Origin of the sequence: Tenacibaculum sp. TC6, from assembly GCF_050606265.1 — a bacterium.
GTDB lineage: Bacteria > Bacteroidota > Bacteroidia > Flavobacteriales > Flavobacteriaceae > Polaribacter.
The window spans coordinates 35,282-61,746 of sequence record NZ_JBOCUK010000012.1; the positions used below are offsets into that span (position 1 = coordinate 35,282).

General features: G+C 31.2%; 22 protein-coding genes and 1 riboswitch. Of the genes, 17 read left to right on the forward strand and 5 right to left on the reverse strand.

Going from position 1 to position 26,465, the window contains the following annotated elements:
- The first annotated feature begins 41 nt into the window (after positions 1-41).
- The 6 genes from ACQY1Q_RS08615 to ACQY1Q_RS08640 all read left to right on the forward strand — a co-directional run bounded on the left by ACQY1Q_RS08615 (position 42) and on the right by ACQY1Q_RS08640 (position 7,011).
- Positions 42-1,199 (forward strand): formimidoylglutamase, encoded by a 1,158-nt coding sequence (locus tag ACQY1Q_RS08615; protein WP_431004899.1) that lies wholly within the window; start codon positions 42-44, stop codon positions 1,197-1,199.
- 102 nt (positions 1,200-1,301) lie between these two features.
- Complete coding sequence (gldK, locus tag ACQY1Q_RS08620; RefSeq protein WP_431004900.1) at positions 1,302-2,672, forward strand: gliding motility lipoprotein GldK; 1,371 nt, start codon at positions 1,302-1,304, stop codon at positions 2,670-2,672.
- 62 nt (positions 2,673-2,734) lie between these two features.
- Entirely contained in the window at positions 2,735-3,391 is a 657-nt protein-coding gene (gene gldL, locus ACQY1Q_RS08625) for a gliding motility protein GldL (protein ID WP_431004901.1), read from the forward strand.
- A gap of 47 nt (positions 3,392-3,438) precedes the next feature.
- Entirely contained in the window at positions 3,439-4,983 is a 1,545-nt protein-coding gene (gene gldM / locus ACQY1Q_RS08630) for a gliding motility protein GldM (RefSeq protein WP_431004902.1), read from the forward strand.
- Between the two features lie 19 nt (positions 4,984-5,002).
- Positions 5,003-5,866 (forward strand): gliding motility protein GldN, encoded by an 864-nt coding sequence (gene gldN / locus ACQY1Q_RS08635; RefSeq protein ID WP_431004903.1) that lies wholly within the window; start codon positions 5,003-5,005, stop codon positions 5,864-5,866.
- Positions 5,867-5,967: 101 nt separating this feature from the next.
- Positions 5,968-7,011 (forward strand): NAD(P)/FAD-dependent oxidoreductase, encoded by a 1,044-nt coding sequence (locus tag ACQY1Q_RS08640; RefSeq protein WP_431004904.1) that lies wholly within the window; start codon positions 5,968-5,970, stop codon positions 7,009-7,011.
- Here ACQY1Q_RS08640 and ACQY1Q_RS08645 read toward each other — a convergent pair.
- Positions 7,008-7,406 (reverse strand): DUF983 domain-containing protein, encoded by a 399-nt coding sequence (locus ACQY1Q_RS08645; RefSeq protein WP_431004905.1) that lies wholly within the window; start codon positions 7,404-7,406, stop codon positions 7,008-7,010. The two genes, ACQY1Q_RS08640 and ACQY1Q_RS08645, sit on opposite strands and share 4 nt — an antisense overlap.
- Before the next feature lie 120 nt (positions 7,407-7,526).
- Between ACQY1Q_RS08645 and ACQY1Q_RS08650 the strand changes: the two genes are divergently transcribed.
- The 3 genes from ACQY1Q_RS08650 to ACQY1Q_RS08660 are packed head-to-tail and all read left to right on the forward strand — an operon-like array spanning position 7,527 to position 11,198.
- Positions 7,527-9,446 (forward strand): ATP-binding cassette domain-containing protein, encoded by a 1,920-nt coding sequence (locus tag ACQY1Q_RS08650; RefSeq protein WP_431004906.1) that lies wholly within the window; start codon positions 7,527-7,529, stop codon positions 9,444-9,446.
- Between the two features lie 7 nt (positions 9,447-9,453).
- On the forward strand, positions 9,454-10,386 hold the full coding sequence (locus ACQY1Q_RS08655; RefSeq protein ID WP_431004907.1) for a 1-aminocyclopropane-1-carboxylate deaminase/D-cysteine desulfhydrase: 933 nt from the start codon (positions 9,454-9,456) through the stop codon (positions 10,384-10,386).
- Between the two features lie 14 nt (positions 10,387-10,400).
- A complete protein-coding gene (locus tag ACQY1Q_RS08660; RefSeq protein WP_431004908.1) occupies positions 10,401-11,198 on the forward strand; it encodes a glucosaminidase domain-containing protein in 798 nt (265 codons plus the stop codon).
- Between the two features lie 51 nt (positions 11,199-11,249).
- Here the strand turns inward: ACQY1Q_RS08660 and ACQY1Q_RS08665 are convergent, their stop codons facing one another.
- Positions 11,250-12,380, reverse strand: coding sequence for a hypothetical protein (locus ACQY1Q_RS08665; RefSeq protein WP_431004909.1), 1,131 nt, complete (start codon positions 12,378-12,380; stop codon positions 11,250-11,252).
- Positions 12,381-12,625: 245 nt separating this feature from the next.
- On the opposite strand from ACQY1Q_RS08665, the gene ACQY1Q_RS08670 reads away from it, so the two are divergent.
- Genes ACQY1Q_RS08670 through ACQY1Q_RS08680 form a run of 3 tightly spaced genes read left to right on the forward strand, consistent with a single transcriptional unit; the run spans position 12,626 to position 16,119 of the window.
- Positions 12,626-14,824 (forward strand): tetratricopeptide repeat-containing sensor histidine kinase, encoded by a 2,199-nt coding sequence (locus ACQY1Q_RS08670; RefSeq protein ID WP_431004910.1) that lies wholly within the window; start codon positions 12,626-12,628, stop codon positions 14,822-14,824.
- A complete protein-coding gene (locus ACQY1Q_RS08675; RefSeq protein ID WP_431004911.1) occupies positions 14,821-15,549 on the forward strand; it encodes a LytR/AlgR family response regulator transcription factor in 729 nt (242 codons plus the stop codon). Before ACQY1Q_RS08670 ends, ACQY1Q_RS08675 begins: the two co-directional genes overlap by 4 nt.
- A 54-nt stretch (positions 15,550-15,603) precedes the next feature.
- Positions 15,604-16,119, forward strand: coding sequence for a gamma carbonic anhydrase family protein (locus ACQY1Q_RS08680; RefSeq protein ID WP_431004912.1), 516 nt, complete (start codon positions 15,604-15,606; stop codon positions 16,117-16,119).
- Between the two features lie 147 nt (positions 16,120-16,266).
- On the opposite strand, the gene ACQY1Q_RS08685 is transcribed toward ACQY1Q_RS08680, so the two are convergent.
- Positions 16,267-17,439, reverse strand: a complete 1,173-nt coding sequence (locus ACQY1Q_RS08685) for a metallophosphoesterase (RefSeq protein ID WP_431004913.1) — start codon at positions 17,437-17,439, stop codon at positions 16,267-16,269.
- Between the two features lie 264 nt (positions 17,440-17,703).
- On the opposite strand from ACQY1Q_RS08685, the gene ACQY1Q_RS08690 reads away from it, so the two are divergent.
- Together ACQY1Q_RS08690 and ACQY1Q_RS08695 are read left to right on the forward strand one after the other, a co-directional pair.
- Positions 17,704-18,537 carry a sensor histidine kinase gene (locus ACQY1Q_RS08690; RefSeq protein WP_431004914.1) on the forward strand — a complete coding sequence of 278 codons (834 nt, stop codon included), beginning with the start codon at positions 17,704-17,706 and terminating at the stop codon, positions 18,535-18,537.
- The gene (locus ACQY1Q_RS08695; protein ID WP_431004915.1) at positions 18,534-19,223 is read left to right on the forward strand and encodes a LytR/AlgR family response regulator transcription factor; all 690 of its coding nucleotides are present in this window, start codon (positions 18,534-18,536) and stop codon (positions 19,221-19,223) included. The genes ACQY1Q_RS08690 and ACQY1Q_RS08695 overlap by 4 nt, the downstream gene beginning before the upstream one ends.
- Positions 19,224-19,304: 81 nt before the next feature.
- On the opposite strand, the gene ACQY1Q_RS08700 is transcribed toward ACQY1Q_RS08695, so the two are convergent.
- Positions 19,305-19,763, reverse strand: coding sequence for a hypothetical protein (locus ACQY1Q_RS08700; protein WP_431004916.1), 459 nt, complete (start codon positions 19,761-19,763; stop codon positions 19,305-19,307).
- A gap of 213 nt (positions 19,764-19,976) precedes the next feature.
- Between ACQY1Q_RS08700 and ACQY1Q_RS08705 the strand changes: the two genes are divergently transcribed.
- From ACQY1Q_RS08705 to thrA, 3 genes are all read left to right on the forward strand, one after another.
- The gene (locus tag ACQY1Q_RS08705) at positions 19,977-20,954 is read left to right on the forward strand and encodes an endonuclease/exonuclease/phosphatase family protein (RefSeq protein ID WP_431004917.1); all 978 of its coding nucleotides are present in this window, start codon (positions 19,977-19,979) and stop codon (positions 20,952-20,954) included.
- Positions 20,955-21,061: 107 nt separating this feature from the next.
- A riboswitch (SAM riboswitch) is annotated at positions 21,062-21,170 on the forward strand.
- Positions 21,171-21,356: 186 nt separating this feature from the next.
- Complete coding sequence (locus ACQY1Q_RS08710; RefSeq protein WP_431004918.1) at positions 21,357-22,649, forward strand: O-acetylhomoserine aminocarboxypropyltransferase/cysteine synthase family protein; 1,293 nt, start codon at positions 21,357-21,359, stop codon at positions 22,647-22,649.
- Between the two features lie 21 nt (positions 22,650-22,670).
- Complete coding sequence (thrA, locus tag ACQY1Q_RS08715) at positions 22,671-26,075, forward strand: bifunctional aspartate kinase/homoserine dehydrogenase I (RefSeq protein WP_431004919.1); 3,405 nt, start codon at positions 22,671-22,673, stop codon at positions 26,073-26,075.
- Here the strand turns inward: thrA and ACQY1Q_RS08720 are convergent.
- Positions 26,072-26,455 carry a hypothetical protein gene (locus ACQY1Q_RS08720; protein WP_431004920.1) on the reverse strand — a complete coding sequence of 128 codons (384 nt, stop codon included), beginning with the start codon at positions 26,453-26,455 and terminating at the stop codon, positions 26,072-26,074. The two genes, thrA and ACQY1Q_RS08720, sit on opposite strands and share 4 nt — an antisense overlap.
- Between the last annotated feature and the right edge of the window lie 10 nt (positions 26,456-26,465).

Consider the following 26,465-nt stretch of genomic DNA (forward strand, 5'->3'; position numbering starts at 1 on the left):
TTTTTTAGTATATTGCAATACCTTTTAATCCCCTTAAATAGATGATTGTCGATTTCTTTTCACCGGTAAATAATTCGGTAGTTGCGCACATTTTGTCGCAGCCATCTATGGTATTGGGTAAAACTGTAAGACTTCATACAGAAAAAGAGGGATTTCCCGATTTAACAGGAATAAAAATAGCTATTTTAGGAGTTGCCGAAGGCAGAGGTGCTGAATTGTATAACTGCTATGAAGGACTCTATTATGTTAGGAAAGAATTATATCAGTTATTTGCTGGTAATTGGCATGCTGAAATAGCAGATTTAGGAAATATTGAGCAAGGGAATACAATTGAGGATACTTATTTTGCCGTTGCCACAACCGTTTCTTCACTTTTAAAAGAAAATATCATACCGATAATTATTGGAGGAAGTCAAGACATAACATATGCTAACTATAGAGCTTATGATATACTTGAACAAACCGTAAACCTTGTTTCGGTAGATAGTAGATTTGATATAGGAACTTCTGAAGAAGATATGTTGTCCAGATCTTTTCTGAGCAAAGTAATTATGGAAGAACCTAACAACCTGTTTAATTATAGTAATATAGGATACCAAACCTATTTTAATTCACAAGAAGAGATTCTCTTATTAGATAAATTATATTTTGATGCTTACAGATTAGGGGAAGTTAAAGACATTACCTTGGTTGAACCTATATTAAGAGATGCAGATATAGTAAGCTTTGATATTGGATGTATACGGCAAAGTGAAGCACCTGCAAATAGCAATGCTTCGCCTAACGGATTTTATGGGGAAGATGCTTGTGCAATAGCAAGATATGCCGGAATAAGTGACAAAGTAACCTCTTTTGGTGTCTATGAGTATAACGGAGCTTTAGATATACATAATCAAACAGCTAAACTTATAGCACAAATTATTTGGTATTTTGTAGAAGGAGTAAATCATAGAGCTTATGATTATCCCTATGCAACTAAAGAGAGTTATGAGAAATATACTGTAGTTTTAGATGACGACGACCCTTTGAATTTTTATAAAAGTGATAAAAGTGGACGTTGGTGGATGGAAATAAATTTAATATCGAATAATAAACACAAAAGACATGCGTTAATACCATGTAGCTATCGAGATTACGAAGAAGCTTTAAAACTAAAAATCCCAAAAAGGTGGTTTAAAGCGTTGCAAAAGCTTGCCTAAAAGAGAGTTAACTTTTAAAAGCTTATTTTTTGTAACTCGTAATTGTTTTTTAATAAAAAAAATAATAGGTTTACGCCTCTTTTTATAAGAAAAGAATAAAGTATGAAGAAAATAGCAGTATTTGCATTATTAGTGTCTATCGTATACGCCTGTGGTGGTTCTAGTGGCGATAGAGGAGAGTTGGTGGGAGTGACATCAAAAAGAAAATGGTTTGCTGAAAAACCATACGGGATGGCTAAAATACCAGGAGGTTCTTTTACTATGGGTAAACAAGATGAAGACCCATTAGGAGCAATGAATGCACCAACAAAAACTGTTACAGTACAGCCATTTTATATGGATGAGTCTGAAATAACCAATAGTGAATATAAGCAGTTTGTGTTTTGGGTACGAGATTCTATTACCAGAACAAAATTAGCATACCAAGCTGAGCTTGCTTCAAGTGGTGATCAAACAGATAGTAAACCTACCGGAATACAACTTTATGCCTTTGCTTCAAAAGATACAGTTAATGAAACACCATATGAAAAATATATGCGTGAGAATTACTATGAAGTTGGAGCAGGATTAGATTCTTTAAAACCATTAAACTGGAGAGAAGAAATTATATGGGACCAACAAGAGTTTCCGGATGCTGATTATGTTGAAGTAATGGATTCTTTATACATTAAAAAAGATGAGGCTCTTAACGGGATACGAACTTTTAATACAAAATTATTAAACTACAGATATTATTGGTTTGATAATGAAAATGCTGCAAGATTTGGAAAAGACAGAAAAGAGTTTATGAAAAATGAAGTAATTAATGTATATCCAGATACTACGGTATGGATTAAAGACTTTAATTACTCATACAATGATCCAATGCATCAAGAATATTTTGCTCACAAAGCTTATGAAAATTATCCTGTAGTAGGGGTTAACTGGAACCAAGCTAAAGCTTTTTGTCATTGGAGAACTAAAAATAAAAACAGCTATCAACGTTCTAAGAAAAAATTAGGATTAGTTCCGGCTTTCAGATTACCAACTGAAGCAGAATGGGAATATGCAGCAAGAGGAGGTCTTAATTTTGCAAAGTATCCATGGGGAGGTCCAAGTACTACAAGTGATAGAGGATGTTTCTTAGCAAACTTTAAACCGGTTCGTGGAGATTACGCTGCTGATGGTGCTTTATATACTGTAGAAGCTGTATCTTACAATCCAAATGAATATGGATTATACAACATGGCTGGAAATGTAGCTGAGTGGACTAACACAGCGTACAATCAAATGTCTTACTATATGGGGTCTACAATGAACCCTAACGTAGAAAACAGAGAAAATAGAAGAAAAATAATCAGAGGTGGATCATGGAAAGATGTAGCTTATTTCTTAGAAGTAAGTTCAAGAGATTGGGAGTATGCAGATACTGCCAGAAGTTACATCGGATTTAGAACGGTACAAGATTATTTAGGCACAAATAAAAGCCAGTAAATAGAACCCAAAACAAATAAATAAATAATAATCAAATTAATTTCCCTTAAAAAGTAAAAATTATGGCACAATCAAAATCAACTAAGAAATTATTTAACATGGCCTATGGTTTAGGTGCAGCTATCGTTATTGTTGGAGCTTTATTTAAAATTATGCACTTTAAATTTGGTTTTATTACCGGTGGTCTTATGTTAACAATTGGTATGGCAGTTGAGGCTTTAGTATTCGCTCTTTCGGCTTTTGAACCGGTAGAAGAGGATTTAGATTGGACTAAAGTTTATCCTGAATTAGCCGGAGGAAGCTCTTCTTTAAATAGCAAGAAAAAAGAAGCATCTCCGGAAGAAGCACAAAGCATGTTATCTCAAAAATTAGATAACATTTTAAAAGAAGCTAAATTAGACGCAAATTTAATCTCTAGTTTAGGTGATAGTATTAAAAATTTCCAAGGAGCAGCAGAAGGATTAACATCTACATCTGCAACTATTTCATCAACTAATCAATACAATGAGCAAATGTCTATGGCAGCTGCTAAGTTAGAGTCATTAAATGGTTTATATTCAACTCAGGTTGAAAATGCTTCTAAACAAGCTGAGTTAAACTCTGCTTTAGTTGAAAATTCTCAACGTTTACAAGAACAAATGGAATCGTTAGCTACAAACTTATCTTCATTAAATGGAGTATATGGTGGTATGTTATCTGCAATGTCGTCTAATAGATAATTAGATCTTTTTAAATCTAATTATTAACTTTAAAGAATTTATATAATATGGCAGGAGGAAAACTATCACCAAGGCAGAAGATGATTAACCTTATGTATCTGGTATTCTTAGCAATGCTAGCAATGCAGATGGATAAAAAAGTTTTATCATCGTTCGGTTTCATGAAAGAAAAAATAGAAGACGCAAATACAATTGCAAGTTCTAATAACACAAAATCTCTACAAGGTTTAGCTACAAAAGCTAGTGAACAACCGGATAAGTTTGGAGATTTAAATGAAAAAGCTAAAAAAGTTAGTGAATTATCAAATGACTTTTTTGGATACTTATCATCTTTAAAAGAAAAAATGTCTGCAGACATTAAAGAAGAGGATAAAACTAATTACGAAGCACAAAAAAGTCCGGATAAAGTAGATGAATTATTATTTCAGGGAGATAAATTTACTGAAGAAGGAGATAAATTTGTAGCTGAGATTAATAACTATAACGCTAAGTTAAAAGAGGTCTTAGGAAACAAAGCATCAGCTGAGATACTAAGAAATATAGAAAAAAGATTCAATACGAATCCTGATAAATCCGCTGAAGGACAAGATATCGCTTGGTTAAGAAGTAGATATGAAGGAATGCCTTTAATTACTTCTATCGCTAACGTTAGTCAAATTCAGAGTGATATTAAAACTACAGAGACTGAAATTTATTCAGCATTAGTTGGAGGTCAGTTAGAAAGTGAAGTTTCTATGAGTAACTATAATGGTATTGTTGCTTTAGACAAAAATGCATTTTATCCAGGTGAAAAAGTAACAGGATCGGTAGTTTTAGGTAGATATGACCCTACGTTAAAACCAACAAGAGTTGAGTTTAATGATGAAAAAGACTATAAGAACTTTAAAGATGGTAGAGTAATTGTTGACATGCCTGCGGGTTCTGTTGGAGACAAAAAGATAAAAGGAACAATTTTCTTTACTGAAAATGGCGAAGAAGTTCCTGTACCTTTTGAAAGTTCTTATTCAGTAATACCAAAACCAAATGAAGCTGTAATATCAGCTGATAAAATGAATGTGGTATACCGTGGATTATCTAACCCGTTAACAATATCAATACCAGGTATCCCAGGAAATAAAGTAAACGCTAGTGCTCCTGGATTAAAAAGAGTTAATGGAGATAGTTACGTAATGAGCCCTCAAGGTGGTAACGAAGTAACCATTAGAGTAAGTGGTACATTGCCTGACGGTAAAGGAGTTAGCTCAAATAAAAAGTTCAGAATAAAAGATATACCACCAGCAGTAGGTATGGTAAGAAATCAATATGGTACGGTAAAAATGCCTAAATCAAGTGTTGAAAAAGTAGTTGTTGATGCCGGGTTACCTGATTTCTTATTCGATTTAAAACTTAATGTATCTAGTTTTAAAATACAAATTCCTGGTCAACTTACAATACCGGTAACAGGAACACGTTTAAATGCTAGAGCAAAACAAGCTTTACAAAAAGCAAGAAGAAACGATATAATCACTATTTTTGATATCGAGGCTTCGGTTTCAGGATCAAATTATAAGGTTAAAAAGGTATTGCCTGTAAGTATTGAAGTTACAAATTAATAAGTAAAATTATAGAAGTATGAATTGGAAGCGTTTTTATATGGTTGCATTAACACTTGTAGCAACAAGTTATGCAAGTGCCCAAGCAAACCTTTTAAATGCTAAAAAGGTAAGCGAAATTGGATTTAAGTCTGAAGCTCAAATAGCTTCTGAGGATGAAAAACCATTACCATACGGTCATATTAGTGATCGAGATGTGTTATGGTCTAAGGTAGTTTGGGAGTATGTAGATTTAAACCAAAAGATTAATTTACCTTACTACTATCCAATTGATACAGTAAGTGCAGGAAATAACAGACGATCTTTATACGATTCTTTATTAAAAGGAATCAGAGATGGTGAAATAAATGAGGTTTATAATGATTCATATTTTACCACTAAGATAGGTATGGAACAGATAAAACAAGCCACTGAAAACTCTAGAGATGATGGTTATGGTAATATCGATGTTTATACTATAAAATCTGATTTTATTAAAGGATTTATGTTAAAAGGTATATGGTATTTTGATAAACGTCAAGGAGAGTTAAAATATCGTTTATTAGGAATTGCACCAATGGGACCGGATGTTCAAGTATTAGGTGTTGATGAAATTGAAAACAAAGATGATGTATTTCCTTTATTCTGGGTGTTTTATCCGGATGCAAGAGAAACCTTACATAAATCAAAAGTTTTCAATCCGTTAAACTCTGCTAGACCTATATCGTACGATAACTTATTGAATGCTCGTAGATTCAATTCTGTTGTTCAAAAAGAAGAAAACCTTTATGGTGACAGAACGATTAAAGATTACGTTAGAGGAAATTCTTTATTCCAACTTTTAGAAGCGAATAGAATAAAAGAAGGAATTAGAGATAGAGAAATGGATATGTGGAATTATTAATTTCTGAATATTTCATTTCTATACAATCTAAAGAAGCGTTTACATATTGTAAACGCTTCTTTTTTGTATATAGGTTAGAGCTTTATCATTACCTTTGTTTTATGAAAAAAGAGGTCGATTATATCATTGTAGGTCTAGGGTTAGCAGGCATTGCCTTCACAGAAAAATTAATTGAAAACCAAAAAACATTTGTGGTTTTTGAAGATGATTCACAAACATCATCTAATGTTGCCGGAGGAATGTATAATCCTGTTATTTTAAAACGATTTACACCCGCTTGGAATGGACACGAACAATTAGAATATGCACTACCTAAGTATAAAAAATTAGAAGAAAAGTTAGGCGTTAAATTTGATTCAAAATTTAATACGAAAAAAGTGTTTTCTTCTATAAAAGACCAAAATAATTGGTTTGTAGCCTTAGATAAACCCAATTTATCTAATTATATGCAAACTGAAATTGAAAAAGGACAAATTGAAGGGGTAAATGGAGATTACGGATTTGGTGTTTTAAACGGAACAGGAAGAGTTAATACTGAGTTGTTAATCGAAAATTATAAAAGTTATTTAAAAGAAAAGAATAGTTTATTAGAAGAAAAGTTTTCTTACGAAGAATTAACTATCAGTGAAGAACTTATGTATAAAGATATAAAAGCTTCCAAAATAGTTTTTTGTGAGGGATACGGACTAAAAGAAAACCCGTTTTTTAATTACTTACCTCTAAACGGAACCAAAGGAGAAATACTCACAATACACGCTCCGGAATTAAAAATAGACTTCTTATTAAAGTCAACTGTTTTTGTTTTACCTATGGGAAATGATTACTATAAAGTTGGTGCTACATTTAACTGGACAGATAAAACTTCTATTCCAACAGAAGAAGGAAAAAACGAATTAAAAGAAAAACTAGATAAAGTAATTTCTGTACCTTATACGATAGTAGACCAATCAGCTGGTATAAGACCTACGGTTAAGGATAGAAGACCACTGGTAGGAAAACATCCACAATATGAAAAATTAGCTGTTTTAAACGGATTAGGAACTCGTGGGGTAATGATAGCTCCAACAGTTGCAAACAGCTTATTTAACTACCTCGAAAAAGGAATAGAATTAGATTCTGAAATAGATATCAAAAGATTTAGTTAATCTTTTTCAGTTTGTAACTCTTTAGCTTTTTTATTATAAGAAACAAAAAAGTTGATCCAAATAATTCTTGATAAACGCAAGCTGATAGGTGTTAATAATAATGAAATAACTATAACAGTAATAAAGCTGTGTAAAATTGAAAATCCTAAAAATACTTTCGAAATAATAAAAACAGCTACAAAAAGAGCTACGGCAATAGCATAATTAACATACATGGCACCAAAATAAAAAGAAGGCTCCATCATATATTTTAAGTTACACTTTGGACAATGATCGTGTAACGTAGTTATCTTTTTAGGATTTAATGAAATTTTATATTTAAAAAAGTCACCTTCATGGCAACGTGGGCATTTATTTCTAAAAATACTATATAATTTATGGCCTTTTCCAAACATATCTTAAAGGTAAGGGGTTAAATAACTATTTCGTTTTTGTAAGTTTGTGCAAATTTCAACAATAACAAGAAAATGTCTTGTAACAACGGTTACAAAATTACATTAATTAGTTAATAAAGTATGCTAAACGTACATAATTTAACGGTTTCTTTTATGGGAACCGATTTGTTTTCCGGAGTAACCTTTAAGTTAAATAAAGGAGATAGAGTTGGTTTAATAGGGAAAAATGGTGCCGGAAAATCAACATTATTAAAAGTATTGGCAAAAGACCTGGAAAGTAGTGGAGGAACCATAGCTTTTGATAAAGAAGTACGTATAGGTTTTTTGAGGCAGGATATTGATTTTGTTCATGGAAGAACTATTTTAGAAGAAGCCTATCAAGCTTTTACCGAAATAAAAGAACTGGAAGGTGAGATTAGTACTATAAATAATCAATTAGTTGAGAGAACAGATTATGAAAGTGATAGTTACAATCAATTGATTATTGATTTAAACGAAAAAAATGAACGTTACGAACTGTTAGGAGGGTATAATTATCAAGGAGAAACAGAAAAAATATTACAAGGATTAGGATTTCAACGAAGTGATTTTGATAAACTGACTGATACTTTTTCAGGAGGTTGGAGAATGCGTATTGAACTGGCAAAGTTACTATTACAAAATAATGATATTTTACTGTTAGATGAGCCTACGAACCATTTAGATATAGAGTCAATCATTTGGTTAGAAAACTTTTTAAAAAACTATCCCGGAGCTATTGTGTTGGTATCTCATGATAAAATGTTTTTAGACAATGTTACCAATAGAACTATTGAAATATCTCTAGGACAAATTTATGATTATAAAAAGCCGTACTCAGAATTTTTAGAATTACGAGCAGAAATCAAAGAAAAACAATTACAAGCTCAAAAAAATCAAGAAAAAGAAATAGAACATACTCAAAAATTAATTGAGAAATTTAGAGCAAAGGCCAATAAAGCTTCAATGGCTCAATCGCTTATAAAAAAGCTAGATAAAGTAGAAAGAATTGAGGTAGATCAGGATGATAATGCAGTAATGAATGTTCGATTTGAAGTGTCAAAAGAGCCCGGAAAAATTGTTGTAGAAGCCGCGCAATTATCAAAAAGCTACGGAGAAAAAAAGGTATTAGAAAATGTAAGTCTATTAATAGAACGAAATAGTAAAATAGCCTTTGTAGGACAAAATGGTCAGGGTAAATCTACGCTAGCCAAAATGATGGTTGGTGAAATACCTTTTGAAGGAAGTTTAAAACTAGGACATAATGTAGAAGTAGGCTATTTTGCGCAAAATCAATCTGAATATCTTCCACCGGAAAAAACAGTACTTGAAATTATGGAAGATGCTGCTAATGAAACCAACAGAACTAAGGTGAGAGATATGTTAGGCGCCTTTTTATTTGGAGGTGAAACTGTTGATAAAAAAGCTAAAGTACTTTCAGGAGGAGAACGAAACCGTTTAGCTTTGTGTAAATTATTGTTATCTCCATTTAACGTACTTATAATGGATGAGCCTACAAACCATTTAGATATAGCATCTAAAAATGTATTGAAAAAAGCACTACAAAGTTTTAATGGTACGTTGATTTTAGTTTCTCACGACCGTGATTTTCTTCAAGGATTAACAACAACTGTTTATGGTTTTAAAGACAAAGAGATAAAAGAATATTTAGGTGATATTGATTATTTCTTAGAACAACATCAAATGGAAAGTTTACGTGATGCAGAAAAGAGAACAGAAATAAAAGAAGAAAAAAGTACCTCAAAAAAAGAAGCTTATAAACTATCAAAAGAACAAGAAAAAGAACTTAAAAAGTTGAAGAATAGAGTAAGCAAAGTAGAAAATCAAATTCAAGATTTAGAAGCTGAGATTGAACAAATAGATTTAGAGTTAGCTCAAAATTATGAGGAGGTTTCATCAAAACCTAATTTCTTTGAAAATTATAAAGCAAAGAAAGCAACTTTAGATACTTTAATGGAAGAGTGGGAATTATTGGAAGAGCAAGTGTCTAACTTTAGTTAAGCGTTGTATGTTTAATTCTGAAATTCTTATTAAAAATCAACAAATTTATCTTTCCATATTAAAAGAGAAAAAAGTTGAGCTTTTTATAAAAAGAGAAGATGAAATTCATCCGTTTGTTTCCGGTAATAAATTCAGAAAACTAAAGTATAATATAAAAAAAGCTCAAGAACAAAAGTTAGCTACATTACTCACTTTTGGCGGAGCATACTCAAATCATATTGCCGCTACAGCATTTGCCACTAAAATATCCGGTTTAAAAAGTATAGGAATTATTAGGGGAGATGAATTAGCAAATGATATACATAGAACGTTAAAACAAAATTCAACCTTAAAAAACGCTGTTGAAAATGGCATGGAACTTAAATTTGTTTCAAGAGAAACGTATAGAAAAAAAAGTTCTGAACGGTTTATTGAAATACTAAAGCAAGAATATGGCGAGGTGTATATAGTTCCAGAAGGAGGAACTAATGAACTGGCGGTAAAGGGATGTGAAGAGATTTTAACTTCTGAAGATGAAAAATTCAATTATATTTGTTGTGCAGTAGGCACAGGAGGAACTATTTCCGGTTTAATAAATTCAGCCAAAGAACATCAAAAAATTATAGGATTTCCGGCGTTAAAAGGTGATTTTTTAAAAGAAGAAATTTGTAAGTATTCAAAAAGAAATAATCATTGGGATTTGGAGTTAAACTATCATTTTGGTGGTTATGGAAAATTTGATAGAGAGCTGGTAACATTTATAAACCAATTTAAAGAAAAAACGGGTATTCCGTTAGATCCGATTTATACAGGTAAGATGTTGTATGGAATTTTGGATAAGGTGGCCAAAAATGACTTTCCTCCTTACAGTAAGATTTTAGCTATACATACCGGTGGATTGCAGGGAATTGAAGGGGCTAATGAGAGATTAAGAAAAAAAGATGAAGAAATAATTAAATAACATTTTAATTAAAAATGAAGTTTAGAGCAGCATTTGTAATAATAGTAGGATTGTTTTTTTTAACCAGTTGTGGTTCAAAAAAGAGGGTTGTAACTTCTCATAAAAAAAGAATTGTTGTAGAGCATAAAGAAGAAATACCGGAAATACCGGAGTTGGAACAAATAAAAAGAACACATCCTACAACAACAAACAATACACTTGGGTATATAGAAAAATTCGCTCCTATTGCCGTAAAAAAAATGCATGAATATAACATTCCGGCAAGTATAACTCTAGCTCAGGGAATATTAGAGTCCGGAAGTGGAAGAAGTCCGTTAGCTATTCGATCTAATAATCATTTTGGAATAAAATGTCATAAAGGATGGGAAGGAAAAAGCGTAACTCATGATGATGACGAAAAAGGGGAGTGTTTTAGAAAATATAAATACCCGGAAACTTCGTATGAAGATCATTCTCAGTTTTTATTAACTCGTAAACGATATGCAGGACTATTCAGGCTAAGACATACAGATTATAAAGGTTGGGCATATGGTTTAAAGCGAGCAGGGTATGCAACTGATAAAAGATATCCTCAAAAGTTAATTGGGCTTATTCATAAGTACAATTTAATGGATTATGATAAAATAAAACCTGTTAAAGATACAACAAAATACACTCCGGTAAAATCTGTAGGAAATTATTATGAAGTTAAAAAAGGAGATACTTTATATTCAATTGCAAGAAGACATAATACTACCGTCAAACAGTTAAAAGAAATAAATGGTTTAAAGAATAATGAAATTAATATAGGACAACATTTATTAGTTCAATAAAAAAAAGCGAAGTAGTGCACTTCGCTTTTTAAATAACCAACCAAATGCTACCTACCATGAGTAGTTTTTCTTTTTAGCTTGTTTTTTTATAGCATTTAAAATAACGCTTTCAAGCTCGTTACTTTTTGCATTTTCTTTTTGCTTTTGAGTAACATAAATGGTTCTTTTCTTATTCAATTCCTGAATTTTTTGTTGAATAGCTTTACGTTCCTTACTTTTTTCTTCAACGTATTTTTCAATTTCTTCGGTTGATTTATCTTGTAATACACTAGGCAATTGTTTTTTCTTTAAGTCTTTATAAGAAAAACTTTTTTCTTTAGACGCATCAACTAAATCCCATGAGGCATTAGAATATAATTTAGAACTTTTGGTTACGGCTCTTTTTACAGCAACAACCTCATCGAGTTCTTGAGCATTAGTATCCTGAACAGCTTGTTTTTCATATTTTGAAGCACCAAGAGCTCCATAGTATAAATATGTTTTATTTAATTTTTTGTTTAAAATAATAATGTCATTGTCATAAGGAGTAACAATATGAACAATGTTCTTATTATGATTAATTGTCATATAGTCACCACCACCTAAATGAGCTCCTTCTTGCCAACTACCTGAAATTCCTTGGTTATATGCTCCGCAAAAAATAGTATTAATCGTAATGTCTTTCTCTTTAGCATCGGCAATAGCATCTTTAAAGTGAACTTTTCCCTGTGTAAAAGGCTCATTACCTGCAATAAAAATTAATTTTAAATCCTCTTTACTATTTCCCCATTGTAATTCATTAATTGAATGCTGAATAACCTGCCCGCAGTATTCACTACCACCATTAGTAGTTAAAGAAAATAAACGCTCAGAAATTTCATCTAAATCACTTGTAAACTCTACTACCTGTCGTATAAAACCTTTTTCAGAAGCTAAAGAATCATTTCCATATTCATATAAAGCAATTTGAAGATTAGGATTATCTCCTTTGCATTTAGCATAAGAAAGTTCATTAACAATTTCCCATAATTGAGCTTTTGCTTGGTTAATTAAACCATCCATACTATTACTAGTATCTAATAGTAAAGCAACTTTAATGGTTTGCTTTTTGGTGATTGTTTTAGGAGATTCATTGTTAGCAAAACCAACATGCATCACAGCTAAAAAAATAAAGGTAAGTACATTAAAAAAATAGGTTCTCATGGCTTTTGTTTTTTAAATTAATAACTAAAGGTTTGGAGTTGAGTTATTTTACAAGGTAAAACTAGGAGCAACTTTTTTAGAAAAAAAATAAGAATGAGTAAAAACTACTTTTTAGTGAGTAATAGCGTTTTTTGATTGAGTAATACCGTATAAAATAACAGGGAAAATAGAGTAATGATTTAAACTCGATTTTTTTAATTGATTTTTTGATAATAAGTTTACAAAAAAATGTAAACCCATAACTAATGTGGCGCAAAATAAGTATTGTATTTTTCTTTTTGATAACCCAGCTAGTATTAGCGCAAAATAGAGGGCCAACAGAGAGATATTTTTCAGTAAAAATAAAAATAATTGATAAAGCAAGTAGAAAAGCCATTACAGATGCCTATATAACTGTAAACGGAGTTTATCAGAATCGATATTCAAGAAATGAAGAATATACAGTAACAGTAAAAGTTAATGATGAATTGATGGTGAGTCATCCTAATTTTGAAACAGTATATTATACCATAAAAGGGGGAGATGAAATACGTATTGAAGTTGAAGAAAATAAGCGGGATAAGAAAAGTAAGTCGTTAAATAAATTGAACTTTTCTATTAGTAAAAGGAAAAATAACTATACACAGTATTTAGACTCAGCTAAATTTTATGAGAAAAAAGATATTGATAAAAGTTTATCGTTTGTAGAAAAAGCATTAAAAGAAAATATAAACAGGTACCAAAAAGCAGACGTGCTAAAAACATTAGCTACCATTTATTTTTATTGGCAACAATATGATTTAGCCATAGAAAATTACGAAGCGTCTTTAAAAGAAGTAGATGATGTTTCATTGCGTTTACAATTAGCAAAAACACAGTTTTTATATAAAAAGTATCAAGCTAGTGAACTATCGTATTTACAGTCTTTAAAAGGAAAATTAACAGCTTATGAAACAATGTCTCTTTATGAAGGGTTAGGAGATGTGTATACGGCAATGAATCAGTTTTCAAAAGCACAGTTAAATTATAAATCCGCATTAACAATTGCTCAAAATAATTCGTATAGATCTAAAATTACAGATTTAAATTCAAAACTGGCAGAAGTATATGCAAAGTCAGGAGATATAAAGAAAGCAGATTCCTTATTTAAAAATTCATTAGAGTTAGCTACTAAAGAAAATGTAAAACGTTCTTTAATGGAAGAGGAAAAAGTAGCTGATTTTTTAAACTCAGCACGCAGGTATGATGAAGAGATTGAATTGAGAAAAGAAAGCTTAAAAAAAGCAGAAAAAAATACTGTAGAAGCAGATGATAAAGAATCATTAGTAGATTCTATTACTTCACAAAAAATTAGTTATAAAATAGGAAATGCGTATTTACAAAAAGAAGATTATAATCAGGCCATTCCTTATTTAGAAAAAAGTATTAATGAGGCCGATAAAAATGAAGACCTTATTGTTCAGAAAGATGCTACCAGAAAGCTTTCAGAAGTATATGAAACAGTAGGAGATTATACCAAAGCGTTAAAAAGTTACCAAGAATATGTACAGTTGGTTGACTCTTTATATGTAAAAAAAGAACAAGAAATACAACAAGTAAAAAGGTTTAGTAAACGAATATCAGACAATCAAAATAGAATAGCCAGTTTAGAAAAAGATAAAGAACTGGCACATAGTAAAATTGATTTGGCTTATAAAGATCAACAATTAATTCAGGAAAATAATAAAAAGCAACTAATTGTGATTTATTCATTATTAGCTGGCTTGGTGCTTTTTTCATTGTTGGTGTATTTTATGTATAGAAATATCCGTCAACAAAAGTTAGCTAATAATTTATTAGCATTAAAATCAATGCGCTCACAGATGAATCCGCATTTTATATTTAACGCATTAAATTCAGTAAACAGTTTTATTGCCGTAAACGATGAGCGAAGTGCCAATCGATATTTATCTGAATTTTCAGTATTAATGCGCTCAGTGCTTGAAAACTCAGATGAAGATTTTATACCCTTATCAAAAGAAGTAGAATTGTTGCAATTGTATGTGCGTTTAGAACATAATCGTTTTCAAGATAAGTTTGATTATGAAATAAAAGTAGATGAAAAAATTTTATTAGATGCCTATGTAATTCCTCCAATGTTATTACAGCCGTATATAGAAAATGCTATTTGGCACGGATTACGATATAGAAAAGAAAAAGGCCTTTTACTTATATCAATGGAACAACAAGAAGAAGAGATTGTTAAAATAACTATTGAAGATAACGGAATAGGCAGAAAAAAATCTATGGAAATGAAAACAAAAAATCAATTAAAACAAAAATCAAAAGGAATGAGTACCATTAAGAATAGAATTGCTATTCTTAATGATATGTACCAAGATAAAATTGCGGTACAGGTATCTAATGCCTTTGAAGATGAATCAGGAACTAAAGTAGAACTATTTTTAAAAAAGATCAGACTATGAATATAAAAGCTATTATTATTGAAGATGAAGCCATAAGTAGAGACATCTTAAGAAATTATATAAAAAAATATTGTCCTAATGTAGAGGTCTTAGGCGAGGCAGGAAATATTGAAGAAGGATACATGTTAATTCAAAATCACCAACCGGATTTAGTGTTTTTAGATGTAGAGATGCCTTATGGTAATGCCTTTGATTTGTTAGAAAAAATTGACGATAGAACTTTCGAAACTATCTTTGTAACCGCCTATGATCATTATGCAATAGAAGCCTTAAATAACCAAGCATCTTATTATTTATTAAAACCTATTTCTATAGATGATTTGATTAAAGCGGTTAACCATGTTACTCAAATTAAGGAAAAAGAAATGCAGTTAGAAAATGCGGTTTTGAGTCCTAAAGAAATAAAAACAGGAAAAATAACAATTCCGATGCAAGATGGTTTTGAAGTGATTGAAGTAAGCGATATTTTATACTGCAAAGCAGATGATAATTATACAGAAATCTATTTTGTTAATACTAAAAAATTAGTTAGTAAAACCTTAAAATACTTTGAAGAAATTTTAAAGGATTATTCTTTTGCCAGAGTTCATAAATCATACTTGGTAAATGTAAATGCGGTTACACGATATAAAAAAGGTAAAGGAGGAAGTATAGTGTTGAGCAACGGAAAAGAACTCATGGTGTCCTCAACTAAAAAAGCTAATTTATTGTCATATTTTAAATAACTTTATACCCGAAATAACCAAAAGCTTAGAGCTAATAGCCTAAAAAAATAATCAATGAAAGTAATAAAACCTGTAAACGGAAAATATCCGCAAATACCGGAAGATTGTTATATAGCTGATAACGCAACTATTGTAGGAGATGTTCAAATGGGACAGGAATGTAGTGTGTGGTTTAATGCGGTAATTAGAGGAGATGTACATTATATAAAAATGGGTAATAAGGTAAATGTACAAGATGGAGCAGTGATTCATGCAACGTATCAAAAATCTCCAACAACCATAGGAAATAATGTGTCAATAGGGCATAATGCTATTGTACATGGATGCACGATTCATGATAATGTGTTAGTAGGTATGGGTAGTATTATTATGGACGACTGTATTGTAGAATCTAATACAATTATTGCAGCCGGAGCTGTAGTTACAAAAAACACACATGTTGAAAGCGGAAGTATATATGCAGGTGTTCCTGCCAAAAAAGTAAAAGACATTTCTGAAGAATTAATTTCAGGAGAAATCGATAGAATAGCAAATAATTACGTAACCTATTCAAGTTGGTTTAAAGAATAAAGAAAGGACTGATAGCAGTCCTTTTTTTATGACGTCTTATTTTTCAAGTATGTTTAGCTTTTCAAGAAAACATTTAAAATAATACGAATGTTGGTGTATTAAACTTCGCTTAGAAAACTAAGGTTAATAGGAATAAAAATAATACAATCATAACTTTTCTGTTTTTCCATTATGGGTAGCTCTATAATATGCATTGTTTTTAATAAGTAACCCTTCTGATTTTTTAAGAGGCCAGTTGGTTTCATAATCTTTCGGATGTTTAATATCAATAGCATATAGCTTCCCGTTAAATAATTTTTTCACCTTTCGCTGTAGCGTATGCCCTACAATAATAGAGTTTGCATTGAATTTTTTTAAGCAAGATTCAATTTGCTCCTCTGATACATTATCTTTAAAATATCCTCTATACCAAGCAAGTCCGGTACGAGTTGATGTTAAAAATTGAGTCAAAGATTTTTGTTTTTTAGGATAAAAAGTAAGTGCGTAGTTTTTTCGTACAATAGTATTGATAGAATCTAAATCTATAGCATAGGAAGTAATGTCAGGATGAATTCCGCCATGAACAAACAAATTTCCGTTAATACGCTCAATAACATTTTTACTAGAAAGCCATTTTCCTAAGAAAGATTTTTTATTAAAAAGCTCAAATTGTTGTTTTTCTAAAATAGCTGAAACAGCTTTGTATTTAAGAGAAGAAGAGAGATAATCACCCTGAAGATTTTTAATTTCATGATTTCCTATAATAAAATGAACCATTCCGCCATTTTTAGCAGCTTCTTGCTCTAATTTATAAATAAACCAAAGTACTTGAGTTGTAGAAGCTCCTCTATCAACAAAATCGCCAACCAGTACTAAATGGCCTTTTCCAAATGTCCATTGCAAATTGCTGTCAATAACCTGGTTTTTGATTAAAAAATCTCTAAATGATTTATATCCACTCTCAATATCAGAAATAGCTATTATAGGATAATCGTCATCATAAATACTTTTAGGAGTATTAAATGCAGTCTTCAAGTTAAAATTAAAATAAGTAGAATCAAGCGGGAAAAATGAAGAAATAGTTAGTTCATTTTTAGAACTATATTTTTTACAATCGACCTCAAATCCATCATCTTTATTTCCTTTTAGATAGTTAACACTTAATACACTATCATTTTCAAAAAAAATATAAGGTCCTTCATTGTGTAAGTTTTTTGCAACTTCATTTGTGCCTAGGTTTACACTACCATTCATAGATAGTAATATGATCAGACCTGTAATTAATAAAAAAAATAAGGTTCCGAAGATGTTTTTTAAGTAAGTAAAAATTCTGTTTTTCATTTGAGTTGAGTTTATAATTTGTTAGTTAATTAAGGGTTTACTATCATCGGTATAGATAAACTGAGTTTTCATGTATTGAATTTGTAATTGTCATGACAAACCTATTTTAAGAGAGAAGAATGCGAAAAATAATGTGATGATATACCTTAAAATTGATTAAAAAAGCGTTGAATAGCCTATGTATGCTGTTTACAACCTGAAAACTGTTGTACAGCACAGTTCAGAGTTAGTTTAACACATAATGTATAGATAAACTGAAATAGAATGTATTTTTGGAGTATGACACACCCGATTCTCAAAAATAAAAAAGAGATTATTAAAGGAATTGTAATACTTTCTCTTATTATACCAATTGTATGGCTTACCTATGAAATACTTTATTTAGGAAAAGAATCTGTAGTTTTCTTAGCCAATACTCCGGGAGTTATCAGTTTATTTATTTTAATTTACTATTTAGCCATTATGATTTACGGAATTGTATGGCTCTTAATACAGTTAAAATCTATAATTTCTATAAAAAAAGAATTAAAAGAAAGTGAGTTATTACACTTGAAATCGCAAGTAAATCCTCACTTTTTTTTCAATATGCTCAATGGTCTATATAGTTTTATTGAAAAAGACCCTAAAAAAGCACGGCAGTTAGTCTTAAAATTATCAGATTTAATGCGTTATGGTATTTATGAATCAGATAAAACAAGCGTTTCTATAGAAGAAGAAATAACCTATCTTCAAAATTATATAGAGCTTCATAAAATGAGATATTATAAAGATATTGATGTGAAATTCACTACCAGTTTAGATAAAAAAGAGTATCAGGTTATGCCTTTATTATTTATTAATTTGGTTGAAAATGCCTTTAAACACGGTATAGAAAACCTAAGAGAGAAAGCCTATGTTTATATGAAACTCAATACCAACAATGGTGTTGTTAAATTTGATATAGAAAATAATTTTGATAAGGAAGTTGAGGGAAATAAAGAGGGGATAGGACTTAAAAATTTAAAGAGAAGATTAGAATTGACATACCCTAAAAAACATAGTTTGACTTTTAACAAAGAAGAAGGTATTTTTAAAGCACAACTAATTTTAAATGTATGATGCACTATATAATAGTTGATGATGAAACGGCAGCACATGATATTATTAAAGAATACTGTGATGCACTTCCTAACTTTAAATTACTTAAACATTGTTATGATGCTCTCGAGGCCTTAGAATTTTTAAATTCACATACGGTAGATTTACTGTTTTTAGATTTAAATATGCCTAAATTAAAAGGATTTGATTTTTTAAAAACCCTACATAAACCACCTAAAATTATAGTTACTACAGCCTATAAAGAATTTGCCTTAGAAGGGTATGAGTTAAACATAGTTGATTACTTATTAAAGCCTTTTAGTTTTGAGCGTTTTTTAAAAGCGGTGAATAAAATTAATGAACCTAAGCCCATTCACACAAATTCAGAAGAATTAAAAAATAAAAATCTTTTTTTTAAAGTGAACGGAAAGTATGTACAACTCAATCCGGAAGAAATTTTATTTATAGAAGCTATTGGAAATTACTGTAAAATTGTTACAAAAACGAATGAAATTGTTGTAAGAAATCAATTATCAGAATGTATGAATAATGTTGGTGGAATTCATATTATTCAAGTACATAAATCATTTGCAGTAGCAGTAACACATATAAATGCTATAGAAGGAAACAGAATTTATATAGACCAACATATACTTCCTATAGGACGTACCTACAAAATTAACCTTCAGAAAATTATGCAGCAATAAAAAAGCCCGATTTGTAAAAATCGAGCTTCGTTAAAAACTAATCTAAATGGTTAATCAACCTGTCTACTACTAAGTATGTACTTATTTTTCCTGACCGTCTTTTTCCGGATGACGCTTACCTTTTTTGTGCATTCTTTTTTTCATTTTATGCTCTTTTTTAGCCGCCATTTTTTCAAAACGATCATATTGCTCTTTGTTTAAAATCTGCTTCATCTCAGCTTTAAAAGCAATCTGTTTGTCAAGTCTGTTGTTCGTCATTTTATAACGTTCATCAGAAGAAGGCTTTTTATTAGCATCTTTCATCGCCTTTCTTTTTGCATGCATGGTTCTTTTTTCTTCTATTTGCTTAGCTAATAAAGGCTTAATTTTTTGCTGTTGAGCAGGCGTTAAGTCTAACTTTAATGTCATTTTTTTAACAGCTAATTCTGTTTGTTGCTCAGCAGTCATTTTTTCACCTTGATGTTCTTTTCTGTGCTCCTGAGCAACAGTTAATGTTGAAATGCCTAAAGCAAGTACTAAAAATCCAATGAATTTTTTCATATGTAATAAGTTTAAAATTTAAAGTTTATTGTCAAAATTTTGGTAATTACCGTTACGCTAAAAATGTTGTATATTAATTTTTTCATTTTAATTACACTTATAGGACATATCTAAGTTAAAAAGGTTTAAATTTGGAAAAAACATTAACATTTTTTTTAGAATTTACCACAAGAGAATTCTAACTAAGTTTATATACAAAAACATAGTTATTAAATGAAACGCCTTTTAACTCTTCTTCTAACATTGGTAGCAATACTAATGACCGCATCTGTGCTATTTTTTTTCTGGGCTTCATCTTCTACTTTAGAAGAAGCTTCGTATGCGCAACTACTAAAAAATGACTATCCAACTACTGTAGATCATGATTCTATATACAGTATTGTTACGTATAACATTGGGTATTTAAGTGGTATGACTAATAACAGAGCCATAGCTAAACCAAAAGAATTATTTGATACCAACCTAAAAACAGTAATTACAGAAATAAAAAAAGTAAATCCGGATATTATTGCTTTTCAAGAAATAGATTATAACGCTGCCCGTTCTTATGAGGTTGACCAAGAAGAAGAAATAGCCAAACTAGGCTATAATTATGTGGCAAAAGGGATTAACTGGGATGAGCGTTATTTACCATTTCCATATTGGCCACCAAGTATGCATTTTGGAAAAGTAGTTTCCGGTCAGTCAATACTAAGTAAATACCCGTTAAAAGATTATGAACGTATTGTTTTAGAAAGAGTAAGTGACAATCCGTTTTATAGAGATGCTTTTTATTTAGACAGGTTATTACAAATAACAAAAGTAGTTTTAGAAGGAAAAGAAGTCGTATTGATGAATGTACATTTAGAAGCTTTTGATAAAGAAACTAGGGTTAAACAATTGCAAAAAGTAAGTAAATTATTTACGGAATATGCAAAAACATATCCTACAATTTTATTGGGAGATTTTAATAGCGACCCTAAATATAAAGAGCCGGCAGTTCAAAAAATATTCGATTTACCTAATATTGGTAGCGCTGCTTATTCAAAAGAAGCGTATGATATGACTTTTGATACCGCAAACCCTTTTGAACGATTAGACTATATTTTTTACACAGAAAATACAATAGAATATGTTGAAGGACGTGTATTGAAAAGCTTTGGTCAAGCCTCTGATCATCTGCCTGTTGAGATGAGTTTTAAGTTGAAGTAAACTTGAAAAGAATTACAGCAATTTTTTAAAAAAATAAAAAAAAGCTTGGAAATTAAAATTTAATTTTAAAATATTTGCACTCGTAAAAGTTCAAACACTTATTGTCGATGTTATCAAGAAAGGTGGAGGGATTAGACCCTGTGAAGCCTTAGCAACCCTTTGTTCTATACAAAGAAGGTGCTAAATTCTACCTAAAGTAAATCGAAAGCATAAAATCAAAAAATATTTTTTGAACGCAACCGAGAAAACTTAATTATGGATAGATAACCCAAAAGAAGACTCTTTTATAAACCTACAAGAATCTTCTTATAATTTCTTAATAACATTTTTCTGGTAAGCAACATCTAAAAAGATGTGTTTTGGCTTTTGTTTTAATTATTTATTAACTCAAAAACAAGAAAAATGAGTACACAAAAATTCGCAACCAATGCGTTGCACGCAGGACACGATGTAACACAAACCGGTGGAACAAGAGCAGTGCCTATTTATCAAACAACCTCGTATGTGTTTAATGATTCAGATCATGCAGCTAATCTGTTTTCATTAAAAGAATTAGGATTTATTTATACCCGATTAAATAACCCTACAAATCAAATTTTGCAAGAGCGTTTAGCAGCTTTAGAAGGCGGTATTGGAGCTGTTGTATTTGCTTCAGGAACTGCCGCCATTGCTACCGGATTATTAACCTTATTAAAAGCAGGTGATCATATTGTAGCATCGAGTAGTTTGTACGGAGGTACCTACAATTTATTAAATGTTACCTTACCAAGATTAGGAATTACTACCACTTTTGTTGACGCTTCTGAACCCGAAAATTTTGCAGGCGCCATACAAGAAAATACCAGAGCTATTTTTGTTGAATCTTTAGGAAATCCTAAGTTAGACGTATTAGACTTACAAGCCATTTCGGTTCATGCTAAAAAAGCAAAAGTGCCTTTTATTGTAGATAACACAGTAGCTACACCGGCTTTATTAAATCCAATAGAGCACGGAGCTAATATTGTAATACACTCCTTAACAAAATATATAGGAGGGCAAGGAAACTCACTAGGAGGTGTAATTGTTGATGCCGGAACTTTTGATTGGGCTAACGGAAAATTTCCGGAATTTACAGAACCGTCTGCCGGTTACCACGGATTAGTATACCATGAAGCCTTAGGAGCTGCATCCTATACATTTAAATTAATTTTAGAAGGATTGAGAGATTTTGGAGGTGCTTTAAGTCCAACCAATGCCTTCCAAATTATTCAAGGACTAGAAACCTTAGAAGTTAGAATTCAAAAACATAGTGAAAATGCCTTAGCCTTAGCTACTTGGTTAGAAAAACAAGATGAAGTTGCTTGGGTAAACTATCCGGGTTTAGAAGGAAATAAATACAAAACTTTAGCAAATAAATACTTACCTAAAGGTCAGAGCGGATTAGTCACTTTTGGAGTAAAAGGAGGGTATGAAGCCGCTAAAACTATTGCAGATAATACAAAACTATTTTCATTATTGGCTAATATTGGAGATACCAAATCTTTAATTATTCACCCGGCAAGTACCACCCATCAACAATTAACAGATACAGAACAGGAAAGCACAGGTGTTACTAAAGATTTAATCCGATTATCTGTAGGTATTGAAAATATTGAGGACTTAAAAGTCGATTTAAAAGAAGCGTTTGCCAAAATACCTAAAGAAGTTTTAGTTTAAAAATTTCCTATAAAAAAATCAATGAGTTTACATAAAAACTTACAACATATAACTATTGCTAGTTATACTACAGAAAGTGGTGCCCGGTATACAAATTTACCGTTAAGTTATCAGTTGTTTGGTGAATCGCTGGGTACTGCTCCTGTAATTTTAATCAATCATGCCTTAACCGGAAATAGCAATGTAGCAGGAGAAGACGGATGGTGGAAAGATTTGATTGGAGAGAATAAAGTAATTGATACCAACGCCTACACCATACTTTGCTTTAATATTCCCGGTAACGGATATGATGACTTTTTAATTGATAATTATAAAAGTTTTGTAGCCAGAGATATTGCTGCTATTTTTTTGTTAGGACTAAAAGAGCTGAAAATAGACAAACTATTTGCGTTAATAGGAGGCTCTTTAGGAGGAGGAATTGCTTGGGAAATGGTAGTGATCAATCCTAAAATAACACAACATTTAATTCCGGTAGCAACCGATTGGAAATCTACAGATTGGTTAATAGCGAACTGTCAAATACAGGAATTATTCTTAACCAACTCTAGCAATCCGGTACATGATGCACGCATACATGCCATGTTATGTTACAGAACACCGGAATCATTTAAAAAACGATTTCAACGCTCTAAAAATGAAGATTTACAACTCTTTAATGTAGAAAGTTGGTTATTACACCACGGAAAAAAACTACAAGAACGTTACCAACTGGCATCCTACAAATTAATGAATCAATTGTTAAAAACCATTGATGTAACCAAAGGAAGAAAAGAAGTAAATGTATTAGAAAGTATAGAAGCCGATATTCATATTGTTGGGGTTGATTCAGACTTGTTTTTTACAGCTGAAGAAAATAGAGAAACTCAAAAAGAATTAGCGGCAGTACACGCTAACGTAACCTATAATGAAATCAATTCTGTTCACGGGCATGATGCATTTTTGATAGAATATGAACAACTAAAAAAGATTATTGAACCTATCTTCAATAAACAAGTAACGAATAAAAAGATGAAAGTATTGAAATTTGGAGGAAAATCATTGTCTAATGAAGGAATCCGAAAGGTAATAGCTATTATAGAACAAAAAGTTAATGAAGGAGAAAAAATAGCAGTCGTAGTATCAGCCAGAGGAAACGCAACAGATACCTTAGAAGAAATTTTAGAAAAAGCAGCTAAAAATGAAGTGTATACAGAGCAACTGGAAGCTTTTAAAAGAGAACAATCACTGATTACTCCGCTGATTGATTTTTCTAAAGAATTTACCCGTTTAGAAAAACTATTTGAGGGAGTTAATTTATTGGGAGATTATAGCACTAAAATTAAAGATGAGGTATTAGCTCAAGGAGAGTTATTAGCCATAAAAACTGTATCGGAATTATTAGAACAAAAAGGAATTCAGGCCAACCCAACAGATGCACGAGAACTGTTAAAAACAGATGAGAATTTTGGAAATGCACAACTTCTTAATGAAGTATCTAAAGAAAAAGTAACTACGTACTTTGAACTTCATAACGGAAATACAGTAAATGTAGTAACCGGTTTCATCGCCTCAACATTAAATAATGAAACCACTACATTAGGAAGAAACGGAAGCAATTACACCGCGTCGTTACTGGCAAATTATTTAAACGCGGCAGAACTGCAAAACTACACCCATGTAGATGGTATTTTTACTGCAAACCCTGATTTAGTTACAGATGCTAAGAAAATTGAAGAATTATCATTCTCTGAAGCCAATGAATTAGCCAATTTCGGAGCCAACATTTTACATGCTAAAACGATTATACCCTTACTGGAAAAAAACATCAACTTACGAATATTAAATACCTTTAAACCCAATGATAAAGGAACCCTAATAACGGCCAAATCATCGGTAAAAGGAATCAAATCATTATCGGTGTTAGATAACGTAGCACTAATTAATTTTGAAGGAAGAGGCCTGTTAGGAAAAGTAGGAGTCGATGCCCGAATTTTTAAAGCATTAAGTACACAGGGTATAAGCGTAAGTATTATTTCTCAAGGCTCTTCGGAAAGAGGTATAGGGCTGGTTGTAGATAGAGTAAATGCTGAAAATGCAGTAAAAGCATTAGAAGCAGAGTTTGAAAATGATTTTTATACCAAAGATGTAAATAAAATTACCATTATTGAAGACGTTTCGGTAATTTCAATAATCGGACAAGACTTAAGTGAGTTTCATCACCCATTCAATGCTCTGATAAAAAATCAAATTGTACCTCTGTTATTCAACAACACCATTACCGGTAAAAACGTAAGCTTAGTTGTAAAAAAACAACATTTGCATAAAGCATTGAATGTAATTCACGGACAAGTTTTTGGGGTAGCCAAAAAAATTAATATAGCTGTTTTTGGTAAAGGATTAGTAGGAGGAACTTTAATTGAGCAAATATTAGATAGTGCTAAAAACATTTTAGAACGAAGAAAAATTCAACTTAATGTTTTTGCCATAGCCAATTCAAAACAGGTATTATTAACGAAAGAAGGAGTCGATAAAAATTGGAAAGAGGCTTTACAAAACAGTAAAGAAGAAAACACAATTGTAGCCAGTGTAATAGCCTACGCCAAAAAAAATCATTTAGAAAACTTAATTGCAGTTGATAATACAGCCAGCGTTGATTTTATCAATAATTATATTCCGTTGGTAGAAGCAGGATTTGATTTAGTTTCATCCAATAAAATAGCCAATACCGTTTCATACGATTTCTATAAAGAACTAAGAAAAACCTTAGAAGAAAACAAAAAAAATTATTTATATGAAACCAATGTAGGAGCCGGACTTCCGTTAATTGATACCATTAAACTATTACACGATTCAGGAGAAAATATTACCCGAATCAGAGGCGTATTTTCAGGATCATTAAGCTATTTATTTAATAAGTTTTCTGCAGATGAAGTTTCGTTTTCAACAGTATTACAAGAAGCCATTGATAAAGGATTTACTGAGCCGGACCCGCGTGAAGACTTATGCGGAAATGATGTTGCCAGAAAACTACTCATTTTAGCTCGCGAATTAGATTTAGAAAATGAATTTAATGATATAGCTATAGAAAACTTAATACCGGAAGAATTTAGAAATATCTCTTCTGAAGAGTTTTTATCAAGTTTAGAAAAGCTGAATTCTTATTTCCAAGAACAAAAAGAAAATCAAGAAGACGAACACGTATTAAGATATATAGGAGATCTACACGGAGATTTACAACAAACCAAAGGACAATTAGATGTAAAATTAGTATCGGTACCTAAAAATTTACCATTAGGGAGTTTAAAAGGATCTGATGCCATTTTTGAAATTTATACAGAATCTTACGGCGAACAACCTATAGTAATACAAGGAGCAGGAGCAGGAGCAAGCGTTACGGCAAGAGGCGTATTTGGAGATATTTTACGATTAGCAAAATCAAATAACTAAAAAAGAATTGCAAGCAGCGTCAAAACAACCATAAGCAATGCTAAAGTAACGATAAGCAATACTAAAACAACAGCAAGCAATGCTAAAGGAACGGTAAGCAATACTAAAACAACAGCAAGCAACGCTAAAGTAACGGCAAGCAATACTAAAACAACAGCAAGCAATGCTAAAGTAACGGCAAGCAACACTAAAACAACAGCAAGCAATGCTAAAGTAACGGTAAGCAATACTAAAACAACAGCAAGCAACGCTAAAGTAACGGCAAGCAATACTAAAATAACAATAAGCAATGCTAAAGTAACGGTAAGCAATACTAAAACAACAGTAAGCAAAGCTAAAATAAGGCTGCGTAATGTAAAAATAACACAATACACTAACAAAGTCGGCCTA